The 17,053-nt window shown below is 63.0% G+C and carries 16 protein-coding genes and 1 tRNA gene; 10 read left to right on the top strand and 7 right to left on the bottom strand.

The window, feature by feature from the left end; translation table 11 throughout:
- Window positions 1–13 precede the first annotated feature (13 nt).
- The 3 genes from PTE31013_RS00620 to PTE31013_RS00630 are packed head-to-tail and all read left to right on the top strand — an operon-like array spanning window position 14 to window position 2,567.
- The gene (locus PTE31013_RS00620; RefSeq protein WP_150610910.1) at window positions 14–679 is read left to right on the top strand and encodes a response regulator transcription factor; all 666 of its coding nucleotides are present in this window, start codon (window positions 14–16) and stop codon (window positions 677–679) included.
- A complete protein-coding gene (locus PTE31013_RS00625; protein ID WP_150610911.1) occupies window positions 655–2,052 on the top strand; it encodes an ATP-binding protein in 1,398 nt (465 codons plus the stop codon). Before PTE31013_RS00620 ends, PTE31013_RS00625 begins: the two co-directional genes overlap by 25 nt.
- Entirely contained in the window at window positions 2,049–2,567 is a 519-nt protein-coding gene (locus PTE31013_RS00630) for a DUF2127 domain-containing protein (RefSeq protein ID WP_246173844.1), read from the top strand. The genes PTE31013_RS00625 and PTE31013_RS00630 overlap by 4 nt, the downstream gene beginning before the upstream one ends.
- 79 nt (window positions 2,568–2,646) lie before the next feature.
- Here PTE31013_RS00630 and PTE31013_RS00635 read toward each other — a convergent pair.
- The 5 genes from PTE31013_RS00635 to PTE31013_RS00655 form a co-directional block, all read right to left on the bottom strand.
- Window positions 2,647–2,731: transfer RNA gene (locus PTE31013_RS00635), tRNA-Leu, on the bottom strand.
- A 73-nt stretch (window positions 2,732–2,804) separates the two neighbouring features.
- The gene (locus PTE31013_RS00640) at window positions 2,805–4,691 is read right to left on the bottom strand and encodes a methyl-accepting chemotaxis protein (RefSeq protein WP_150610913.1); all 1,887 of its coding nucleotides are present in this window, start codon (window positions 4,689–4,691) and stop codon (window positions 2,805–2,807) included.
- Between the two features lie 291 nt (window positions 4,692–4,982).
- Complete coding sequence (locus PTE31013_RS00645) at window positions 4,983–5,612, bottom strand: ABC transporter ATP-binding protein (RefSeq protein WP_150610914.1); 630 nt, start codon at window positions 5,610–5,612, stop codon at window positions 4,983–4,985.
- A gap of 13 nt (window positions 5,613–5,625) precedes the next feature.
- Window positions 5,626–5,895, bottom strand: coding sequence for a metal/formaldehyde-sensitive transcriptional repressor (locus PTE31013_RS00650; protein ID WP_150610915.1), 270 nt, complete (start codon window positions 5,893–5,895; stop codon window positions 5,626–5,628).
- Between the two features lie 192 nt (window positions 5,896–6,087).
- Window positions 6,088–6,966, bottom strand: coding sequence for a LysR substrate-binding domain-containing protein (locus PTE31013_RS00655; RefSeq protein WP_150591378.1), 879 nt, complete (start codon window positions 6,964–6,966; stop codon window positions 6,088–6,090).
- Between the two features lie 187 nt (window positions 6,967–7,153).
- Between PTE31013_RS00655 and PTE31013_RS00660 the strand changes: the two genes are divergently transcribed.
- The 7 genes from PTE31013_RS00660 to metC all read left to right on the top strand — a co-directional run bounded on the left by PTE31013_RS00660 (window position 7,154) and on the right by metC (window position 13,948).
- Entirely contained in the window at window positions 7,154–7,978 is an 825-nt protein-coding gene (locus PTE31013_RS00660) for a transporter substrate-binding domain-containing protein (RefSeq protein ID WP_150610916.1), read from the top strand.
- Window positions 7,979–7,993: 15 nt separating this feature from the next.
- Window positions 7,994–8,686: an amino acid ABC transporter permease gene (locus PTE31013_RS00665; protein ID WP_150610917.1), complete on the top strand. Its 693-nt coding sequence runs from the start codon at window positions 7,994–7,996 to the stop codon at window positions 8,684–8,686.
- A gap of 3 nt (window positions 8,687–8,689) precedes the next feature.
- Window positions 8,690–9,382, top strand: coding sequence for an amino acid ABC transporter permease (locus PTE31013_RS00670; protein WP_150610918.1), 693 nt, complete (start codon window positions 8,690–8,692; stop codon window positions 9,380–9,382).
- Between the two features lie 29 nt (window positions 9,383–9,411).
- On the top strand, window positions 9,412–10,185 hold the full coding sequence (locus PTE31013_RS00675) for an amino acid ABC transporter ATP-binding protein (RefSeq protein WP_150610919.1): 774 nt from the start codon (window positions 9,412–9,414) through the stop codon (window positions 10,183–10,185).
- Between the two features lie 106 nt (window positions 10,186–10,291).
- The gene (locus tag PTE31013_RS00680; protein ID WP_150610920.1) at window positions 10,292–10,888 is read left to right on the top strand and encodes a cysteine dioxygenase family protein; all 597 of its coding nucleotides are present in this window, start codon (window positions 10,292–10,294) and stop codon (window positions 10,886–10,888) included.
- A 168-nt stretch (window positions 10,889–11,056) separates the two neighbouring features.
- A complete protein-coding gene (locus PTE31013_RS00685; RefSeq protein ID WP_150610921.1) occupies window positions 11,057–12,658 on the top strand; it encodes a rhodanese-like domain-containing protein in 1,602 nt (533 codons plus the stop codon).
- A gap of 99 nt (window positions 12,659–12,757) precedes the next feature.
- A complete protein-coding gene (gene metC, locus PTE31013_RS00690; RefSeq protein WP_150610922.1) occupies window positions 12,758–13,948 on the top strand; it encodes a cystathionine beta-lyase in 1,191 nt (396 codons plus the stop codon).
- A 74-nt stretch (window positions 13,949–14,022) separates the two neighbouring features.
- Here metC and blaPNC read toward each other — a convergent pair whose 3' ends face one another.
- Together blaPNC and PTE31013_RS00700 are read right to left on the bottom strand one after the other, a co-directional pair.
- The gene (gene blaPNC, locus PTE31013_RS00695) at window positions 14,023–15,249 is read right to left on the bottom strand and encodes a PNC family class C beta-lactamase (RefSeq protein WP_150610923.1); all 1,227 of its coding nucleotides are present in this window, start codon (window positions 15,247–15,249) and stop codon (window positions 14,023–14,025) included.
- Window positions 15,250–15,729: 480 nt separating this feature from the next.
- A complete protein-coding gene (locus PTE31013_RS00700) occupies window positions 15,730–16,749 on the bottom strand; it encodes an IS30 family transposase (protein WP_150610924.1) in 1,020 nt (339 codons plus the stop codon).
- Window positions 16,750–17,053 lie beyond the last annotated feature (304 nt).

Here is a 17,053-nt window from a genome sequence, read left to right on the forward strand (position 1 = left end):
GAGAGGAAATGACATGCGCATCTTGCTCGTCGAAGACGATCCGATGATCGGCAGTGTCGTTCGCGATTCCCTCAAGGACGCGACATTCGCCGTGGATTGGGTCACGGACGGACAAGCGGCGCTGGCGGCAGCCGACTGCCAGCATTACGACCTGGTGCTGCTGGACTTGGGGTTGCCGGGCAAGGACGGTCATGCGGTGCTGCAAAGCCTGCGATCACAAGGACATCAGGTCCCCCTTATCATCGTTACCGCACGCGACGCGCTGCCGGAACGATTGAAGGGCCTGGATGGGGGCGCCGACGACTACGTGCTGAAACCGTTCGAGATGGCGGAATTGCTCGCTCGCATCCGCGCCGTCATGCGGCGTCAGGCGGGGCAAGCGCAGCCGGTGATGTCGAACGGCATTGTCACGCTCGATCCGGGTACCCGGGAAGCCCATACGCCGGACGTTGCGTCGGTGCAATTGTCGAATCGGGAGTTCGCCTTGCTGCAGGCATTGCTGACGCGACCCGGTGCCATCCTGTCCAGAAGCGACCTGGAGGATCGGATTTACGGGTGGGGAGAGGAAGTCGAGAGCAATGCCATCGAATTCCTCATTCACTCGCTTCGCAAGAAGCTCGGCACGAGCGTCATCAAAAACGTGAGGGGAGCGGGATGGATGGTCTTAAAAGGCGATTGAACGACTCCATTCGCCTGCGCCTGAGCTTGTGGCTTTCCGTGGCAATCCTCGTCTTTGCCGTGATTGCCGGCGTCATTTCGTTCGCCGCGGCGTTCGACGAGGCGCATGAGTTACAGGATGATGTGTTGCGCCAGGTCGCCGCCCTCGTCGACAACAATCATCTGCAGACCAGCGAATTTCGCAATATTCAGGCACCTCAGGCGCCACAGGCGAGTGGTGAGGAAGCGCGCGTGGTCGTTCAGCGGCTCGGCGTGGCAACGCGGCCCGGGGCTGGAGATGGCGACGACAAGCTACCGCTTCCCCTGCCGGAGACGATGGCCGACGGCCTGTCGACCGTCACGGTGGGCAAGGAGCCGTATCGGGTACTGGTCAGGACGCTGCAATCGGGTACCCGTATCGCGGTAGCGCAAGAGACAGACGTGCGCGACCAGATTGCCCGGACCAGCGCGATCCGGACCATCATGCCGCTCGTGGCATTTGTGCCGGTGTTGCTGCTGGTGGTCGGTTGGCTGGTCCGCAGGATATTCCGACCGGTGGCGAGCCTGTCGCGCGAGATCGACGGGCGCCAGTACAGCGAACTGCATCCGGTATCGACCGAGCATCTTCCGAATGAGATCCGACCGTTTCTGCGTGCCATCAATAACCTGTTGTCGCGCGTGGCCACGTCGGTCGATGCGGAGCACCGCTTTGTGGCCGACGCCGCGCATGAACTGCGCACGCCGTTGACGGCGCTTTCCCTGCAGGCAGAGCGGCTTGCCGAGGCTGACATGTCCGTGACGGCCAGAGAGCGCCTGGCGGAGTTGCGTCAGGGGATTGAGCGAGGTCGGCATATGCTCGAACATCTGCTGACGTTGTCCAGCGTGCAGGCGACGCCGAGCGAGGGAGGTGCGCGTACCGACTCCGTCCTGCGGGTATTCCGTCAAACGCTGGAGACGCTGTACCCGCTCGCCGAAGCCAAGGGAATCGACCTCGGCATCGAGGCACGTGACGATGCATCGCTACCGATCAGCGAAGCGGACTTGAGCGTGCTGATCAAGAACCTGGTCGACAACGCCATCCGCTATACGCCGGCGGGGGGGCGTGTAGACCTGATGCTCGAGTCGGGCAGGGGGCAGACCCTTCTGTGCGTCAAGGACACTGGTCCGGGCATCGCACCGAAGGAGCGCGACCGTGTGTTCGACGCGTTCTACCGTGGGCTGGGAACGAGCGAAGTGGGCTCAGGCCTTGGGCTGTCGATCGTGAAAGCCATTGCGGAGAAGGCCGGCGCCGATGTGCGACTCGCTTATGCGGATGAGCGCGCACGATCCGGATTGAGCGTGACGGTCGTCGTGCCGGAGGCATCGACTTCCGCGCGGGACGGGGGCGTGGCGTGAAAGACCTCGCCGACGTCTACGAGAAGCGGCTCCATTTCATATTCGAGGCGAGCCTGTGGATGAAGGCGCTCTTCGCACTTGCCGAGATTGTCGGCGGTGTCGTCGCGTACTTCATTCCCCAGCATTTCCTTCTGTCGATCGTGCTTTGGGTGACGGGAAACGAAATTGCGGAAGATCCGCGCGATGTCGTCGCCAGCTTTTTGCTGCATACGGTGCAGCATCTCTCCGTGAGCTCGCAGAAGTTTGCGGCGATCTACCTGCTCGCGCACGGGGCGATCAAGCTATGGCTGATCATCGGCTTGCTGCGCGACAAGCTCTGGTACTTCCCCGTGTCGATGGCCGCGTTCTCGCTGTTCGTCGTCTATCAGCTATACCGATTCACCCACACCCATTCGCCATGGCTGTTGTTCCTGTCGGCGCTCGACGTCGTCATCATCGGACTCACCTGGCATGAATATCGCGTCTCGAAGAAGCGCCACGCGCGTCGGAACGCCGGCGCGGCAACGCGCATTTGACGGCCTCGCGCCGTCGTTGAAATCGCCAGGAAAAACGAAAAAGGCAGACGAACGTGCGCTCGCCTGCCTTTCGACTGTCTGGTGCCCAGGGCGGGACTCGAACCCGCACGCCTCTCGGCGCTACCCCCTCAAGATAGTGCGTCTACCAATTCCGCCACCTGGGCAGGGGAGCGCGATTGTAACGAAAAAATCCGTTTTTGTGAACGCTTCGCGCGCGACGCCGCCCCGGCGCCCTCGTCACGCCGCCCGACGCATCGACGACCCCACGACCGATAGCGAGGGCGCGTGCGGCGCATGAAGACCATGCAGCGCCGAGTGCTGCTCGTCGCGCAGGCGGAAACGCGCCACGGTCTCGGCCAGCATGCGGGCCTGTTCGCTCAGCATGGCCGACGCGGCCGCCGATTCTTCCACTAGCGCGGCGTTCTGCTGCGTGGCCTGATCCATCTCCGAGACCGAACGGTCGATCTGGCTGATGCCCGTGCTCTGCTCGGTCATGGCGCCGTTGATCTCACTCACCAGTCGCTGCACACGCGCAATCCCGTCGACGATTTCGTTCATCGTCGTGCCCGCCGCCTGCACGCGCTCCGTGCCGCTCTTCACGTTCTGCACCGACGTCTCGATCAGCGCCTTGATTTCCTGCGCGGCCGCCGCACTGCGCTGGGCGAGCGTGCGCACCTCACCCGCCACCACGGCGAAGCCACGGCCCTGCTCGCCGGCGCGCGCCGCTTCCACGGCGGCGTTGAGCGCCAGGATATTGGTCTGGAAGGCGATGCCGTCGATCACGCTGATGATTTCCGTAATGCGCTCGGAGGACTGCGTGATGGCCGCCATGGTGCCGACGGCGTCGGTGACGACCTGACCGCCCCGCGCGGCGGCGGCGCTGGCCTCGTTGGCCAGACGCGTGGCATGCTCGGCGGTCTCGGCCGTCTGCTTGACGCTGGACGTCATCTCGGTGAGCGCCGACGACGTTTCCTGCAACGACCCCGCCGAGGCTTCGGTGCGCTGCGAGAGATCGCGGTTGCCCATTTCGATCTCGCTGGTGGCCGACGTCATCGACGACACGCCCGAGCGCACGTCGAGCATGACCGAGCTGATCTTGTCGACGAACGCGTTGAACGACGTCGAAATCTGCGCCACCTCGTCCTGACCGATGACGTCGAGACGCTGCGTCATATCACCATCGCCCGAGCCGATGGTGTCCATGGCGTCGCGCACGATCGACAACCGCTTGAACGCGCGCGACGTGAAGATGGAGGCAATGACCAGCGCGATCAACGTCAGCACGACCAGCGTGATAGCGGTTGCGCCCAGCACGTGCGTCAGGCCGGCCGTGGCTTCGGCGCGGTCGAGCGCCACCACCAGGTACCAGTCCGTGCCGCGAATGCGCTCGGCCTTGAGCAGCTTGGGCGCGCCGGAGAGTTCCATCGAGACCGGTTCGGCGCCGTCGGCGGCCAGGCCCGGCAGCGAGTCGGCGGTGAGCGCGGGTGACACGTCCGTCGACGGCTTGAGCGAGAACTTGCTGTCCGGGTGAGCAATCACCTGACCGTCGCTCGCCACCACGAGCGCGAGACTCGATGGCGTGGGATGCACCGCCTTGATGATGTCCTGCACGCCGGTGAGTGCCACGGCGCCGCTGACCACGCCGGTCGACTGGCCGTCACGCATGATCGGGGCGGTGAAGGCCACGTACGGAATGCCCGTCGACGAGTCGCCGTACGGCTTGGTGACGGTCAGCTTGCCCGCCGCCATGGCGCTCTTGTACCAGGGGCGCGCGGTCGGATCGTAGTCCGGCGGCGTCGGTGCGGTGGAAAAAAACGTCTTGTCCGACCAGCCAATGCTCGTGATCGGGAAGTCGTTGGTCTTGCCCATGAGCTTCACGAGCCCGGCCGGATCCCCTTTCTCGACGGCCTGCGACGTCGCGACGACCGCCTGCGCCTTATCGGCCGACCAGCGCTCGATGGTGCCCGCATTCCCGTTGGCCACGGCCGACAGCGTGTGGGCAATGCTTGACATCATGCTGTCGCGCACGATGACATAAGTCGTGATGCCAGAGAGAATCAGCGCGCCCACCACCGTCAGGCAGGCAATGAGCAGAATCCGGGTTCGCAACGAAGTAACTTTCATGAGCTTTCATCGGTAGACCCGCACGTGGGCCATTGAAGGGGGGGCAACGGGCCGGGCGGTATCGCCTGCGCCGTCGCATCGATACATTGCTGCTCGACTCTCTGCCCTTACGGCCGGAGGGGGCAGAAACTTTAATTAGTGCAGATCAATGGGCACGTCTCGTCGCCCAACGATCACCCCGCTCGACGGACGGCACGGCCGTCTGCCGTCATCGACGCCTCGGGCGGACGAATGGACGAACGGATGAGCGCGTGGGTGCGCCCCGTGGGGCTTGGAACGGCGAGCGGAAGATCAGACGGCGCTGGGGCGCGCGAGGTCCGGGAAGCCGAGCGTTGTCGCGTGACAACCGTCAGCCAGCGCGTCATCGTGGGTAGAGAAGAACACGCAGCAGTCCTGACCAAGCGTAGTGAACAAGTCGATCAGCACGGCGCGGGAGGTCGCATCGAGACCGCCGCTGGGCTCGTCCGCGAGAATCACGCGGGGTGTGCCGAAACGGGTGGCGGTCAAATAGTATTTGCGACGCGTGCCGAGCGACATCTGGTCGAACCGCTTTTCCATATGCGGCATCAGGCCGAATCGCTCGGCCAGATCGAGGACACTGGCGCTCACGGGCGTTTGCGCCTCGGCGGCGCGCTGCGCCAGAAAGCCGCGTCCGGTTTGCGACGGCTCGGCAAGGCAGTCGAACGGCACCACGGCAAGTGATGCCTTGGCCTCGGCGGGCGCGTCGCGCATGGCGTGTCCGTCGACCCAGACCTGACCGTCGTCCGGCACGACCGTGCCCGCGAGCATGCCGAGCAGCGTGGTCTTGCCGCCGCCCCCTTCGTCGCGCAGGGCGAAGCAGCCGCGCTCGGCGCGGAAGCTCAGGTGCTCGAAAAGCGTGAAAGTGCCGAAGCGTCTGGCGAGATTCTCGAAACGAAGCATGGGTGTGTGACGGTTACTTCAGATAGGCCTTGATGACGTGGAGCACCGGTGCCAGCTCGGCCTCGCGGTGCGCCTGTTCGGATTCGTTGACGAGATGATCGACGAGATGTCCTTCGATGACCGCGCCCATCAAGCCATTGACCGCCCCGCGAATGGCCGCGATCTGCTGGAGGATCTCGACGCAGTCGCTCTCCTCGCTCAACTGACGCTCCAGCGCCTGCGCCTGCCCTTGGATGCGACGCACGCGTGCCAACAACTTGTGCTTGTCCCGAATCGTGTGCACGGTCGGTTGCGCTCCTGTCTGTGTCGATCAAATGGCCAAAAATGTTAGCACGCACATACTCGGGGGCAGTATATCCTCAATTCGATCGCCCATTCGCCGAGGGCTGCGTTACGGCATGAGGGCACGCGGCGCGCGCCTGTCCCGACGTTCTCGCGTCATAAGGCCGCCGTTTTGTGGGGGGGGGGGCGCCGATTACTCGCCGATCAGGAACGGCGGGCCGAAGCGCGTGGCGATGTGCTCGGTCGACTCGAACAATTCGCGCAGAACCTGACTCGTGCATGTCGGCTGGACGTATAAATAGAACGCAACGTCGGGCAGGCGCGGCAGGCCGTCGGCTTCGGAGAGGACACGCATGTTCGCATCGAGAAGCTCGGTGGTACGGGCCGTGACGCCGAGGCCTGCGCTGATCGCTGCCCGGATGCCGGTGAGGGTTGGCGAGATGAAGCTCGTGCGCCAGGCGATGCCCGCCGCATTGAGTCGTTCAATGGACAGGCGGCGAAACAGGCTCAGGTCGTCGGCCATCACCAGCGGCACGGGGGCGGACGAATTGAAGATGAAGTCGTCAGCGCAGATCCACACCATCGGCGATGTGCGCAGCTTGATGCCAGGGAAGGCCTCGTCGTAGCGAGTCGAGATCGCCAGATCCAGCTCCTTGTCGCGCAGGGCATCCATCAAATGCGGGCTGCGTCCGACGATGATCTCCAACTGCAATTCCGCCGAGAGCTTCGATAGCCGCCGCAACATGCTCGGCAGAATCGAGTCGGCCACGTCGTGCGGCGAACCGATGCGCAGCTTTTCAACCGGTCCGCGCGTTTGCATGACCTGCACGGCCTGGTCGTTGAGCGCAAGAATCTTGTTCGCGTAGGCGACGAGCCGCACGCCATCGGCGGTCATCGTCTTCTGCCGCCCCTGCTTTTCGAACAGCGCGCACCCCATCTCCTGTTCGAGGCGCTGCATCTGCTGGGTGATTGCAGACTGCGTGCGACCCACGCGCGTGGCCGCTGCCGCAAAGGTCTCGTGCTGCGCAATCGCCACGAACGTGCGCAACAGATCGATATCCAGATTCCGCATGATAGTTTTGGCCGATACTTCAGAGGCGCTAATGTTTATGAGATAAAAATTAAATTGATCTCAAGAATTTTGGTCGATAACCTGCGTAACACTCAAGCAATATTTATGTAATCGGGCAAAGGCCGACGTTGGCTGGTCCCCCGATCATCGATTCGCCCTTCGGTCGAACTCAAGGAGACTCAGGATCATGTGGCAACGACACTTTGCAGCCGCGCTGCTCGCAACACTCGCCATGACGGGCGTTGCGCACGCCGACCAACTGGCTGACATCAAGGCGCGCGGCACGCTCGTTTGCGGCACCCAGAATGCCAGCGAGCCGTACGCGTTCCCCGACGCGGCCACGCGCAGGATCGTCGGCTTTGACGTTGACGTGTGCAATGCGATCGCGAAGGGGCTGGGCGTGAAGCTCGAACACCGTGCGCTGTCGACCGATGCCCGGATCCCCGAACTCAAGACGCACCGCGTCGATGTGCTGGCCGCCGCCGTCGCCTGGATGCCGGCGCGTGCCGCGCAGGTCGACTTCAGCGACCAGTATTTCGTCGCCCCGCTCCGCGTGCTGGTGCGCGCCGACTCGCCGGTGCAGACGCTCGACCAGCTTGCCGGCAAGAAGATCGCCGCGTCCGAGGGTTCCAGCTCGGCCGCCGTTTCGGTCACGCGTTTGCCCGATTCGAACCTGCTCACGTTTCACGACATTTCGTCGGCGTTCCTCGCGCTGCAGCAAGGCAAGGTCGAAGGGCTGGTGGCGGGGCAACTGATCCTGGCGCGCTTCGCCAACGAGGCGGCCGCCAAAGGCGGCCAGCAGTATCGACTGCTGACCAAGCCGGTCTTCGAAGAGCGTTGGGGCGTGGTGACGAACAAGAACGAGCCGGCGCTGCTCGCGGCCGTGAACAAGATCCTGGTCGACTATGACAAGTCGAACGGTCTGCAGCAGAGTTTCGACAAGTGGCTCGGCAACAAGTCGGTCTACAAGTTCACGCGCGACTACAAGGTCGAGCCGATCAAGGTGCAGTAAGCGAGACGCGGCGTCATGTTCGATCTTTCGTTTCTGCTCGAAGACGGCTACCTGAAGCTGTTTCGCGACGGGGTGCTGACAACGCTCCAACTGTTCGTCGCCTCGGGCCTGCTGGCCATCGTGGTGGGCGTAGTGCTCACCACGTTGCGCGCGCTGCCGGTCAAGCTTTTCAAGGGCTTCGTGATCGCGGTGGTGGAGTATCACCGCAACGTGCCCGTGCTGGTGCAGATTCTCGTGTGGTATTTCGGCGTGCCCCAATTGCTGCCCGAAGGCTTGCGCAACTGGATCAACGCGGGCAACACCGAGTTCTTCTTCGCAACGATCGCCCTGGCGCTCAACGCGGGCGCGTTTATCTCCGAAGACCTGCGCTCGGGATTGCGGGCCATCCCGAACACTCAGCAGGAAGCCGCATGGTCCATTGGTCTCACGTATTTGCAATCGTTCCGTTACGTCGTGCTGCCGCAGGGCATTCGCGTGGCCATGCCCGCGTTGCTCAACCAGGCGCTGCTGCTCTTCAAGAACAGTTCGCTGGCGATGGCCATCGGCGTGCACGAGCTGCTGTATCGCACGCGTCAGATTGATAACCTGACCTTTCGCACGTTCGACGTGTTCCTGGTGGCGACGATCCTGTATCTGATCGGCACGCTGGCCCTGATGGCGCTCTCCGAGCACTTCACCAAACGCCGTATGGCGCCCTCGGGAGTCTGAGCGATGTACGAGATCCTGCATGACTATCTCGCGTTGTTCCTCGTCGGGAGCTGGCCCAACGGTCCGCTCGGCGGCGTAGCGATCACGCTCGTACTCTCGGCGCTCGGGCTGGTGATGTCGTTCCCCATCGCGGTCGTGATCGGCTTGGCGCAAGTCTCGCCGTTGCGCTGGCTGCGACGTGCGGCCGGTGTGTGGACGCGGCTTGTGCGCGGTATCCCGCTGTTGATGATCATCTTCTGGGCGTACTTCGCCGTGCCGATGCTCGTGGGGGCCGAGGTGTCGGCATTCACCACGGCCGTGTGCGCGATCATCGTCTACGAGAGTGCCTTCCTGTCGCAGATTGTGCGCGCCGGTCTCGAAGGCCTGCCGCGCGGCCAGATGGAAGCGGCGCGCTCGAACGGCCTTTCGTGGTTGCAAAGCATGCGTTATGTGCAATTGCCGCAGGCGCTGGCGAACATGCTGCCGTCGATCGTCAACCAGTTCGTGTCGATCATCAAGGCGACGTCGCTCGCCTATGTGATCGGGGTGCCCGAGCTCACGTACTCGGCCGCGCAGGTCAATACGATTGTGCTGACCAAGCCGCTGCAGACGTTCCTTGTGCTCGCAGCTTTCTATTTCGTGTTGTGTTTCGCCATTTCCCGTTTCGCTGGCTGGCTCGAGCGTCGTATCGCTCGTCAGCGCGCGGGTTTGGCGTAAGTGCAGGATTCAAGAAGGAGAACGCGACCATGACCATGCTCGCATTCGAGAATGTCGATAAGTATTACGGCGATCACCACGTGCTCAAGGGCATCGACGCCACCATCGGACGCGGCGAAGTCGTTGTCGTGTGCGGCCCGTCGGGCTCTGGCAAGTCGACGCTGATTCGCACCGTTACGCGCCTCGAAGCCATTCAGAAAGGCCGCATCCTCTTCGAAGGCAGGGATGTCACCGCGCGCGACGTCAAGCTCAACCAGTTGCGGGCACGCATCGGCTTCGTGTTCCAGAGCTTCAATCTGTTTCAGAACCTCTCGGTGCGCCAGAACCTGATGCTCGGGCCGACGAAAGTGCTTGGCATGTCGCGCGACGAAGCGCTCGCCCAGGCCGAGACGCTGCTCGCCAAGGTTGGCCTCGCCCACAAGATCGATGCCATGCCCGCGAACCTCTCGGGCGGTCAGCAGCAACGCGTGGCCATTGCGCGCGCGCTCGCCATGAAACCGCCGCTCATGCTGTTCGACGAGCCGACGAGCGCGCTCGATCCGGAAATGGTGCAGGAGGTTCTGCAAGTCATGCGTTCGCTGGCGGACGAGGGCCTGACGATGATGATTGTCACGCACGAGATGGGATTTGCGCGCGACGTGTCGAGCCGCGTCTGGTTCATGGACCAGGGGCAGCTGCTCGAAGACGCACCGCCCGCGGAATTCTTCAGCCAGCCGAAACACGCGCGAGCGCAGCGTTTCCTGCAGGACGTGCGGCGTCCGTCGCCGACGATCGGCATGCCGCGAGACGTCGTGCCCGCGTGACGCGCCGCCGACAAATACGACGCAAACGACAGCTACCTACCCGAACACGCTACCGGGCTCCCACCGGAGCCATCGCAAAACAAAGTTCTACGGAGAAGACTTCATCATGTCCACGCCCACCCTTGCCGAACAACGTCAGGCCGTCGTCAGCGACGCGATCGCGGCCATGAAGGCTACGCTAGCCCCCGAGGGCGAGACGCGCCCCGCGCTGGCCGCCGTGCTCGATCAGGTCAAATCGCTTGCCGCGCGAACCGCGCTGTGGAGTGAGGCCGACTTCCCGCCGCCGGCCGACGGCGAACTGCAAGCGCGTTATTTGATTCATGAAGACGCGGACAAGACCTACGCGCTGTACCTGAACGTCATGCGACCGGGCAAGAAGATCACGCCGCACAACCATACGACCTGGGCGTGCATCGCGGCGGTCGACGGCGTTGAGTACAACTACGTCTACCGTCGAACGGACGATGGCAAGACGCCGGGCGTCGGCACATTGGAAGTGAGCGACACGGTCGTAGTTGATCCGGGTCATGGCATTGCGCTGGCATCGGAAGACATTCACGCCGTCGAGATCAAGGGCGACGCACCGATTCGTCACCTGCACATGTACGGCCGTGCGCTCGAGACGCTGACCGAGCGCATCACGTTCGATCTCGCCAAGGGCACGTATCAAGTCATGGACATCGGCGTGAAGACCCGCCGCTAGAACCCGCTAACGCTGCCGTGACCGCCGGGGCAGACCGGCGGCGAACCCCCTGACGGCGCGAGTGTTTCCCGCGCCCCCATTTTCACATCGCCCCACAGGGCGGTGCGGGCCGGCTCATCCCTACGCTTTGGGACTGGCCGGGTGGAACCTGACAACCGACGCAACGCTATGACCTTGTTTACTCCTCACTTTGTGCCGCCCGCCCGTCTCAAGGATTGGCTGCACGACGGCGCCGAGATCGCCGTGTTCGACGTGCGCGAGCATGGCGAGTACGGCGAAGCCCACCTCTTCTATGGTGTGACGCTGCCCTACAGCCGTCTCGAACTCGACATCGTGCGGCTCGCGCCGCGCCGCGACGCCCGGGTGGTGCTCTACGACACCAACGGGCGTGTCGCCGTGCAGGCGGCGCAGCGTCTGGCCGCGCTCGGCTATACCGGTGTGTACGTGCTCGAAGGCGGTACCGACGCTTGGCAACAAGCCGGTTTCCCCCTGTTCGCCGGGGTGAACGTGCCGTCGAAGACCTTCGGCGAGCTGGTGGAGATGGCGTATCACACGCCTCGCGTGACGGCGCGCGAGCTGGCCGCCATGCGCGAGCGCGGCGACGACGTGGTGATTCTCGACGGGCGCCCCGTCAGCGAATACCTGAAGATGACGATTCCGTCGTCGATTTGCTGCCCCAATGGCGAACTCGGCTATCGTATTCGCGAGCTGGTGCCGAACGCTACGACGCCCATCGTCGTGAACTGCGCCGGCCGCACACGCAGCATCATCGGTGCGCAGACGCTCATCAACCTCGGCATTCCCAATCCGGTGATGGCCCTGGAGAATGGCACGCAGGGTTGGTATCTGGAGGATTTGCCGCTGGAGCATGGCAGCACGCGCCGTTATCCGGACGCGGTCGCGCCGTCGAGTCTCGCGCAGATGCGCGAAGCGAGCGGTGCGTTGGCCGAACGCTTCGCGGTGCCCGAAGTGGATGCCGCGACGTTTGCGCAATGGACAACGGACACGTCGCGCACGCTGTTCCTGTGCGACGTGCGCACACCGGAAGAATTCGCCGCCGGGTCGCTGCCCGGTGCGCAGCACACGCCGGGCGGACAGTTGATTCAGGCGACGGACCAATACGTGGGCGTGCGTCATGCCCGGTTGGTGCTGTTCGACAATGACGGTGTGCGCGCACCGATCGTGGCGAGCTGGCTGCGCCAGTTGGGTCACGACGCGTACGTGTTGCGCGATGGACTCGCCAGCGGGGCGTCGCTGCCCTTGCGCGCCTCAGCGTTCGACGAGACGCTGCCGGAGATCGACGCCGCCAAGCTCGCTGCCGCGCTGGCCGATGGCAGTGTCACGGTCGTCGACCTGCGGCCGAGCATGAGCTACCGTCGCGAGCATGTGCCGGGCGCGCAGTGGGCGATTCGTCCTCGACTGCCCAACCTGCCTGCGTCGCGTGACATCGTGCTCATCGCGGACGAGCGCGGCGTTGCGGAACTGTTCGTTGCCGACTGGCGGCGTGCGAACGCGGACGACGCCCGCGCGTTCTCGCTGCTCGCAGGCGGGTTCAAGGCTTGGGTGGTCGCGGGGCAGCCGGTGGAGAGCACGCCCGATTTGCCGGTCGATGCCGAGTGCATCGACTACCTGTTCTTCGTACACGACCGTCATGACGGGAACAAGGCGGCGGCGCGGCAGTATCTCGCGTGGGAGACGGGTTTGCTCGCGCAGCTCGACGACCGGGAGCGTGGTGCTTTCCGTATCGGTGCGCCTGCCGACACGAAGTAAGTGCGGACGCTGGCGTGCGCGTCTTATGGGCACGCCAGGCGTAATCTTCTGACTCGTTCGAATCGTTCAAAACCTTATCCTTATCCCCCACGCCCGATCATGTCCCGACAATCGCCCCCCAAACGTCTCGCCACCCGCCTGGTCAAGGGCGGCACGCACACCGTCGTCGTTGGCGGTCGCGCCGTCAATCCGCCGGTGGTGCGCGCGTCCACCGTGCTGTTCGAAACGATGGACGACATGAACGATGCGCGCCGCCGTCGCGGCACCGAGCGCATGTTCACCTACGGTGCGCGCGGCAATCCGACGGGCTTCGCGCTGGAGGATGTTGTCGCCGATCTGGAGGGTGGCTATCGCACGCGCCTCTTCCCGACGGGGCTCGCGGCGATCTCGATGGTGTTTCTCGCTTACGCGCGTCCGGGCGACCACGTGCTGATTTCGGACTGCGTGTACCAGCCGCTGCGTCACTTCGTGGAGACGTTTCTCAAGCCGTGGGGTGTGGAGGTCACTTACTTCCGCGCCGATGGCAGCGACGCGGCCGAGCACATGACGGCGCGTACAAGAATGATCTACGTTGAGACGCCGGGCTCACTTGTCTACGAGTTGTGCGACATTCCGGCGCTGGCCGATCTGGCGCATCGTCATGGGGCGCTGCTCGTGGCGGACAACACGTGGGGGTCGGGCGTGCAGTGCCGTCCGCTCATGTTGGGTGCCGATATTTCGGTGATGGCTGCGACGAAGTACCTGAGTGGTCACTCCGACGTGATGATGGGGACGGTCACCACGACGCAGGAAGTCTGGCAGACGCTCTCCACGATGGCCGATGCACAGGGCGTGGCGGTGAGCCCTGACGACGCGTATCTTGTGCTGCGCGGCACGCGCACGCTGGCGGCGCGTTTGCAGATGCACGAGCGTCATGCGCTGGAAGTTGCACACTGGCTCGGCAGTCTGCCCGACGTGGCGCGCGTGTTCTGCCCGGCGTTGCCGACGCATCCGGGGCACGCGTTGTGGCAACGCGATTGTGTCGGCACGAACGGGCTGATTTCCTTCGAATTCGCCAATGCCACGACGGCACAAGCGGACCGCTTCGTCGACGCGCTCGAGCTGTTCGGCATCGGCGCGTCGTGGGGCGGTTTCGAGAGTCTGGCGACGGTGTCGAACGTGGCGGGCACGCGCACGTGCGAGGACTGGACATCCGCCGGCCCGATCGTGCGTCTGCATATTGGTCTGGAAGATCCGCAGGATTTGATCGAGGATATGGCGGCGGCGCTTGAGCGAGTGTTCGGGCGGTAAGGCCTGGGGGCTTCAGCGCCGCGCCTGAATCATGACGAAGGCGCGGGCGAGGACGCCCGCGGCCGTGCATTTCGCTACTTCCTCACGGGGGCGGCGTTGGCATCACCGTCGAGGGTGGTCAGGATCTGGTGCGCCGCGCGAATGCGCTCGTCCATCGGGTAGTTCTTGTTCGCGAGCAACACGATGCCCATCCGCTTCGACGGGACGAACGCGACATAAGCGCCGAACCCATTCGTCGAGCCTGTCTTGTTGACCCAGGCGACGGGCGTGGGCGCCACCGGCGGCGCGAGTTCGCGAGCGGGTGTCGGCTCGTACGCCATCCGGGCGGAGTTGCCGGCGAGCAGCGCATCGACGCTGACCGGATACGGATACTGTTCCCAAATCAGATCCTGCGTCATCGGCTGGTCGAAGAAATAGCCGGTATGGGTCGCGTTGATCGCTTGACCCAGCCGGTCGTCCTGCACCGGCTGTCCCAGGTTGGCGCGGACGAACCGCAGCAGGTCGCTAGCCGTCGTCTTCACGCCATAGGCCTCTTGATCGAACACGCCTGGTGAGACGCGAATCGGCTTGCCATCCTTCCCATATCCCCACGCGTAGTTTGCTCGCTGACTGTCCGGCACCTGGAGGTAGGTGTGCTGCATGTCGAGTGGCTTGAGGACGTGCTCGGTCATGAGTGTTGAGAAATCACCGTGCATTGCGCGTGCGGCGATCCAGCCGAGGGCACCGATGCTCACGTTCGAATAGGTTCGCACCGTGCCGGTCGGCTTCGCCGGTTTCCACGACTTGAGGTATTGCAGGATGTCGTGGGTGTTGTGAACGTTGTCGGGCACTTGAAGCGGCATGCCGCCGGTTGTGTGCGTGCCGAGATTGACGAGCTTCACGTCACCGAAAGGCGTGCCTGCGAGTTCGGGGACGAAGCGACTCGTCTTGTCGGAGAGCGAGAGGGCGCCGACGTTTTGCGCGTAGGCGGTGAGCGTCGCTGTGAATGTTTTGCTGACCGAGCCGATTTCGAAGAGGGTGTCGGCAGTGACGGGGGTGTCGGCTCTCTTGTCGGCGACGCCGTAGTCGAAGACGTAGGCATGCCCGTCGAAGACGACGCCGACAGCCATGCCGGGAATGCCCTGCCGGGCCATCAACGGGGTGATTGTTTTGTCGACGAGCGATTTTATGGCGTCTTGTTGGGGATTGGTCTGCACCTGTGCTTGCGGCTCGGCGGCGTAACTGCGCGCACTGAACGTCATCCAGGTGATGGCGGCAGTTGCCGCTAGCGCGGCGAAAACGGTGAGAGAGGTCTTTGTCATCGAGGGTCGTCTCCGTGTGGGGGGCTCATGGGACGCACAATGTACGGGAGCAGTTCAGCGTCACTGTGAGGCGCGGCGAGCCATGACCGAAGCGTAATCGTAAATGGGTGCCCGCCCACGGCACGACGTCGTAACAGACGTAACCGGTGTAATGGATGTAACGCAGCACGCGAGTGACGTTAAACGCGATAGGCTCCTCATTCCGGTCGCACGAACAGTGTCACGAACTGTCGACTCAGCTCGATAGCTGCGTCATTACACGGCATCTATCACCGGTGCCTTGACCGCCAAGATGAGGCCTGAACTCTTCGTCTCGTGTGTCTCGATCAATCCCCACTTAAGCCAACTGATCTCCTCGAAAACCGGGGCGATTCACGACGTAGACTCGGCCGTTGTGTAAGTTCACAGTTAATGAGCCCTCCACACCGAAAGCGCTGCCTTTAGCGCTGACGTAGTCAGGTAACTTGGCGGTCTCAAGAGTCAAGTGCAACGTTGAGCTAGTCCAACCTTTTCCAATTCCTTGGCCATCGCTTCCTCGGGCGTGTCCCAGTCGAGCGTCTGACGCGGCCGTCCATTGAGCAATTTGGCGATGTCGTTGAGTTGTGTCTGGCTGACGCTCGAGAGATCTATGCCCTTTGGCAAGAACTGGCGCAGCAAGCCGTTGCTGTTCTCGTTGCTGCCACGCTGCCAGGGCGCGTGCGGATCGGCAAACCAGATATCGAGATTCAATCGCTTGGACAGTTCGACATGACAAGTCATTTCTGTGCCCCGATCGTACGTGAGGCTCTCGCGCAGAAACGCCGGTAGCTTCTTCATCTGGCGCGTGAAGCCCCCCAATGCGTCCAGGGCCGTGCAGCCGTCCATACGGCACAGCACCACGAAGCGCGTCTTGCGCTCCACCAGCGTGCCCACGCAAGAACGATTGAAAGCGCCTTTGATGAGATCGCCCTCCCAATGCCCAGGCCGCTGCCGCAGTTCGATCTGCTCGGGCCGATGCACGATACGCAGTTCCTCTGGCACAAAACTACGTTGAGCATTGCTCGTGCGTCGGCGCCCGCGCGCAGGCTTTTCCTGACGCAGGGCCTCGATCATTGCCTGCTTGAGCCCGCCACGCGGATGAGCATAGATCGCGGCGTAAATCGTTTCGTGGCTGATGCGTTGGTCGAGGTCGTCGGGGTATATCCGACGAAGTCTGGCAGCACTCTGCTGCGGCGACCGGCGCCAGTACACAAGCCGGTTATGCACGTGTTGATACAGCGCATGCCCCGCCACCAGTTTGCGCCGACGCACGCTGCCTTGGCGACGGACGCGGTATGCCGTTGCAGCGCGCGTCGCGTCGTAGCACGGCGTGCTCGCGTCAATGTTGCGCGACAGTTCACGCGAAACGCTCGACGCGTTGCGTCCAAGCAATCGGGCAATAGCTCTTATGCTGCTGCCCTTGCGATGCTCGATCATGATTACCGCCCGTTCTTCCGCGCTCAGATGCTCGTACTTCTTCATCGCGACACCCTACCTCATTCGGGGTGTTGCACTTGAAACTGGAGACTAAGTATTTTTCGATTGTCAGATTAAAATTAATAAAAATAAATTTCACCGATATTTATTTTTTGACAAAACTATTAATGTGATAGCAATTGCTAAAAGAGTTCCCCTTGCAATAATTCCTCTGATATTAAAATTATAGGCAAGGGTGAATAAATCAATTTTGGAGAGGCAGTCGGAAATGAAAGCGCACTGAATGTATGCGTTGATTAACCATGCGGTAGCTACGCCGATTAGGCAAATGCTCCAAGCCAGTAGAAAA

This window comes from Pandoraea terrigena (genome assembly GCF_902459705.1).
Taxonomy (GTDB): Bacteria; Pseudomonadota; Gammaproteobacteria; order Burkholderiales; family Burkholderiaceae; genus Pandoraea; species Pandoraea terrigena.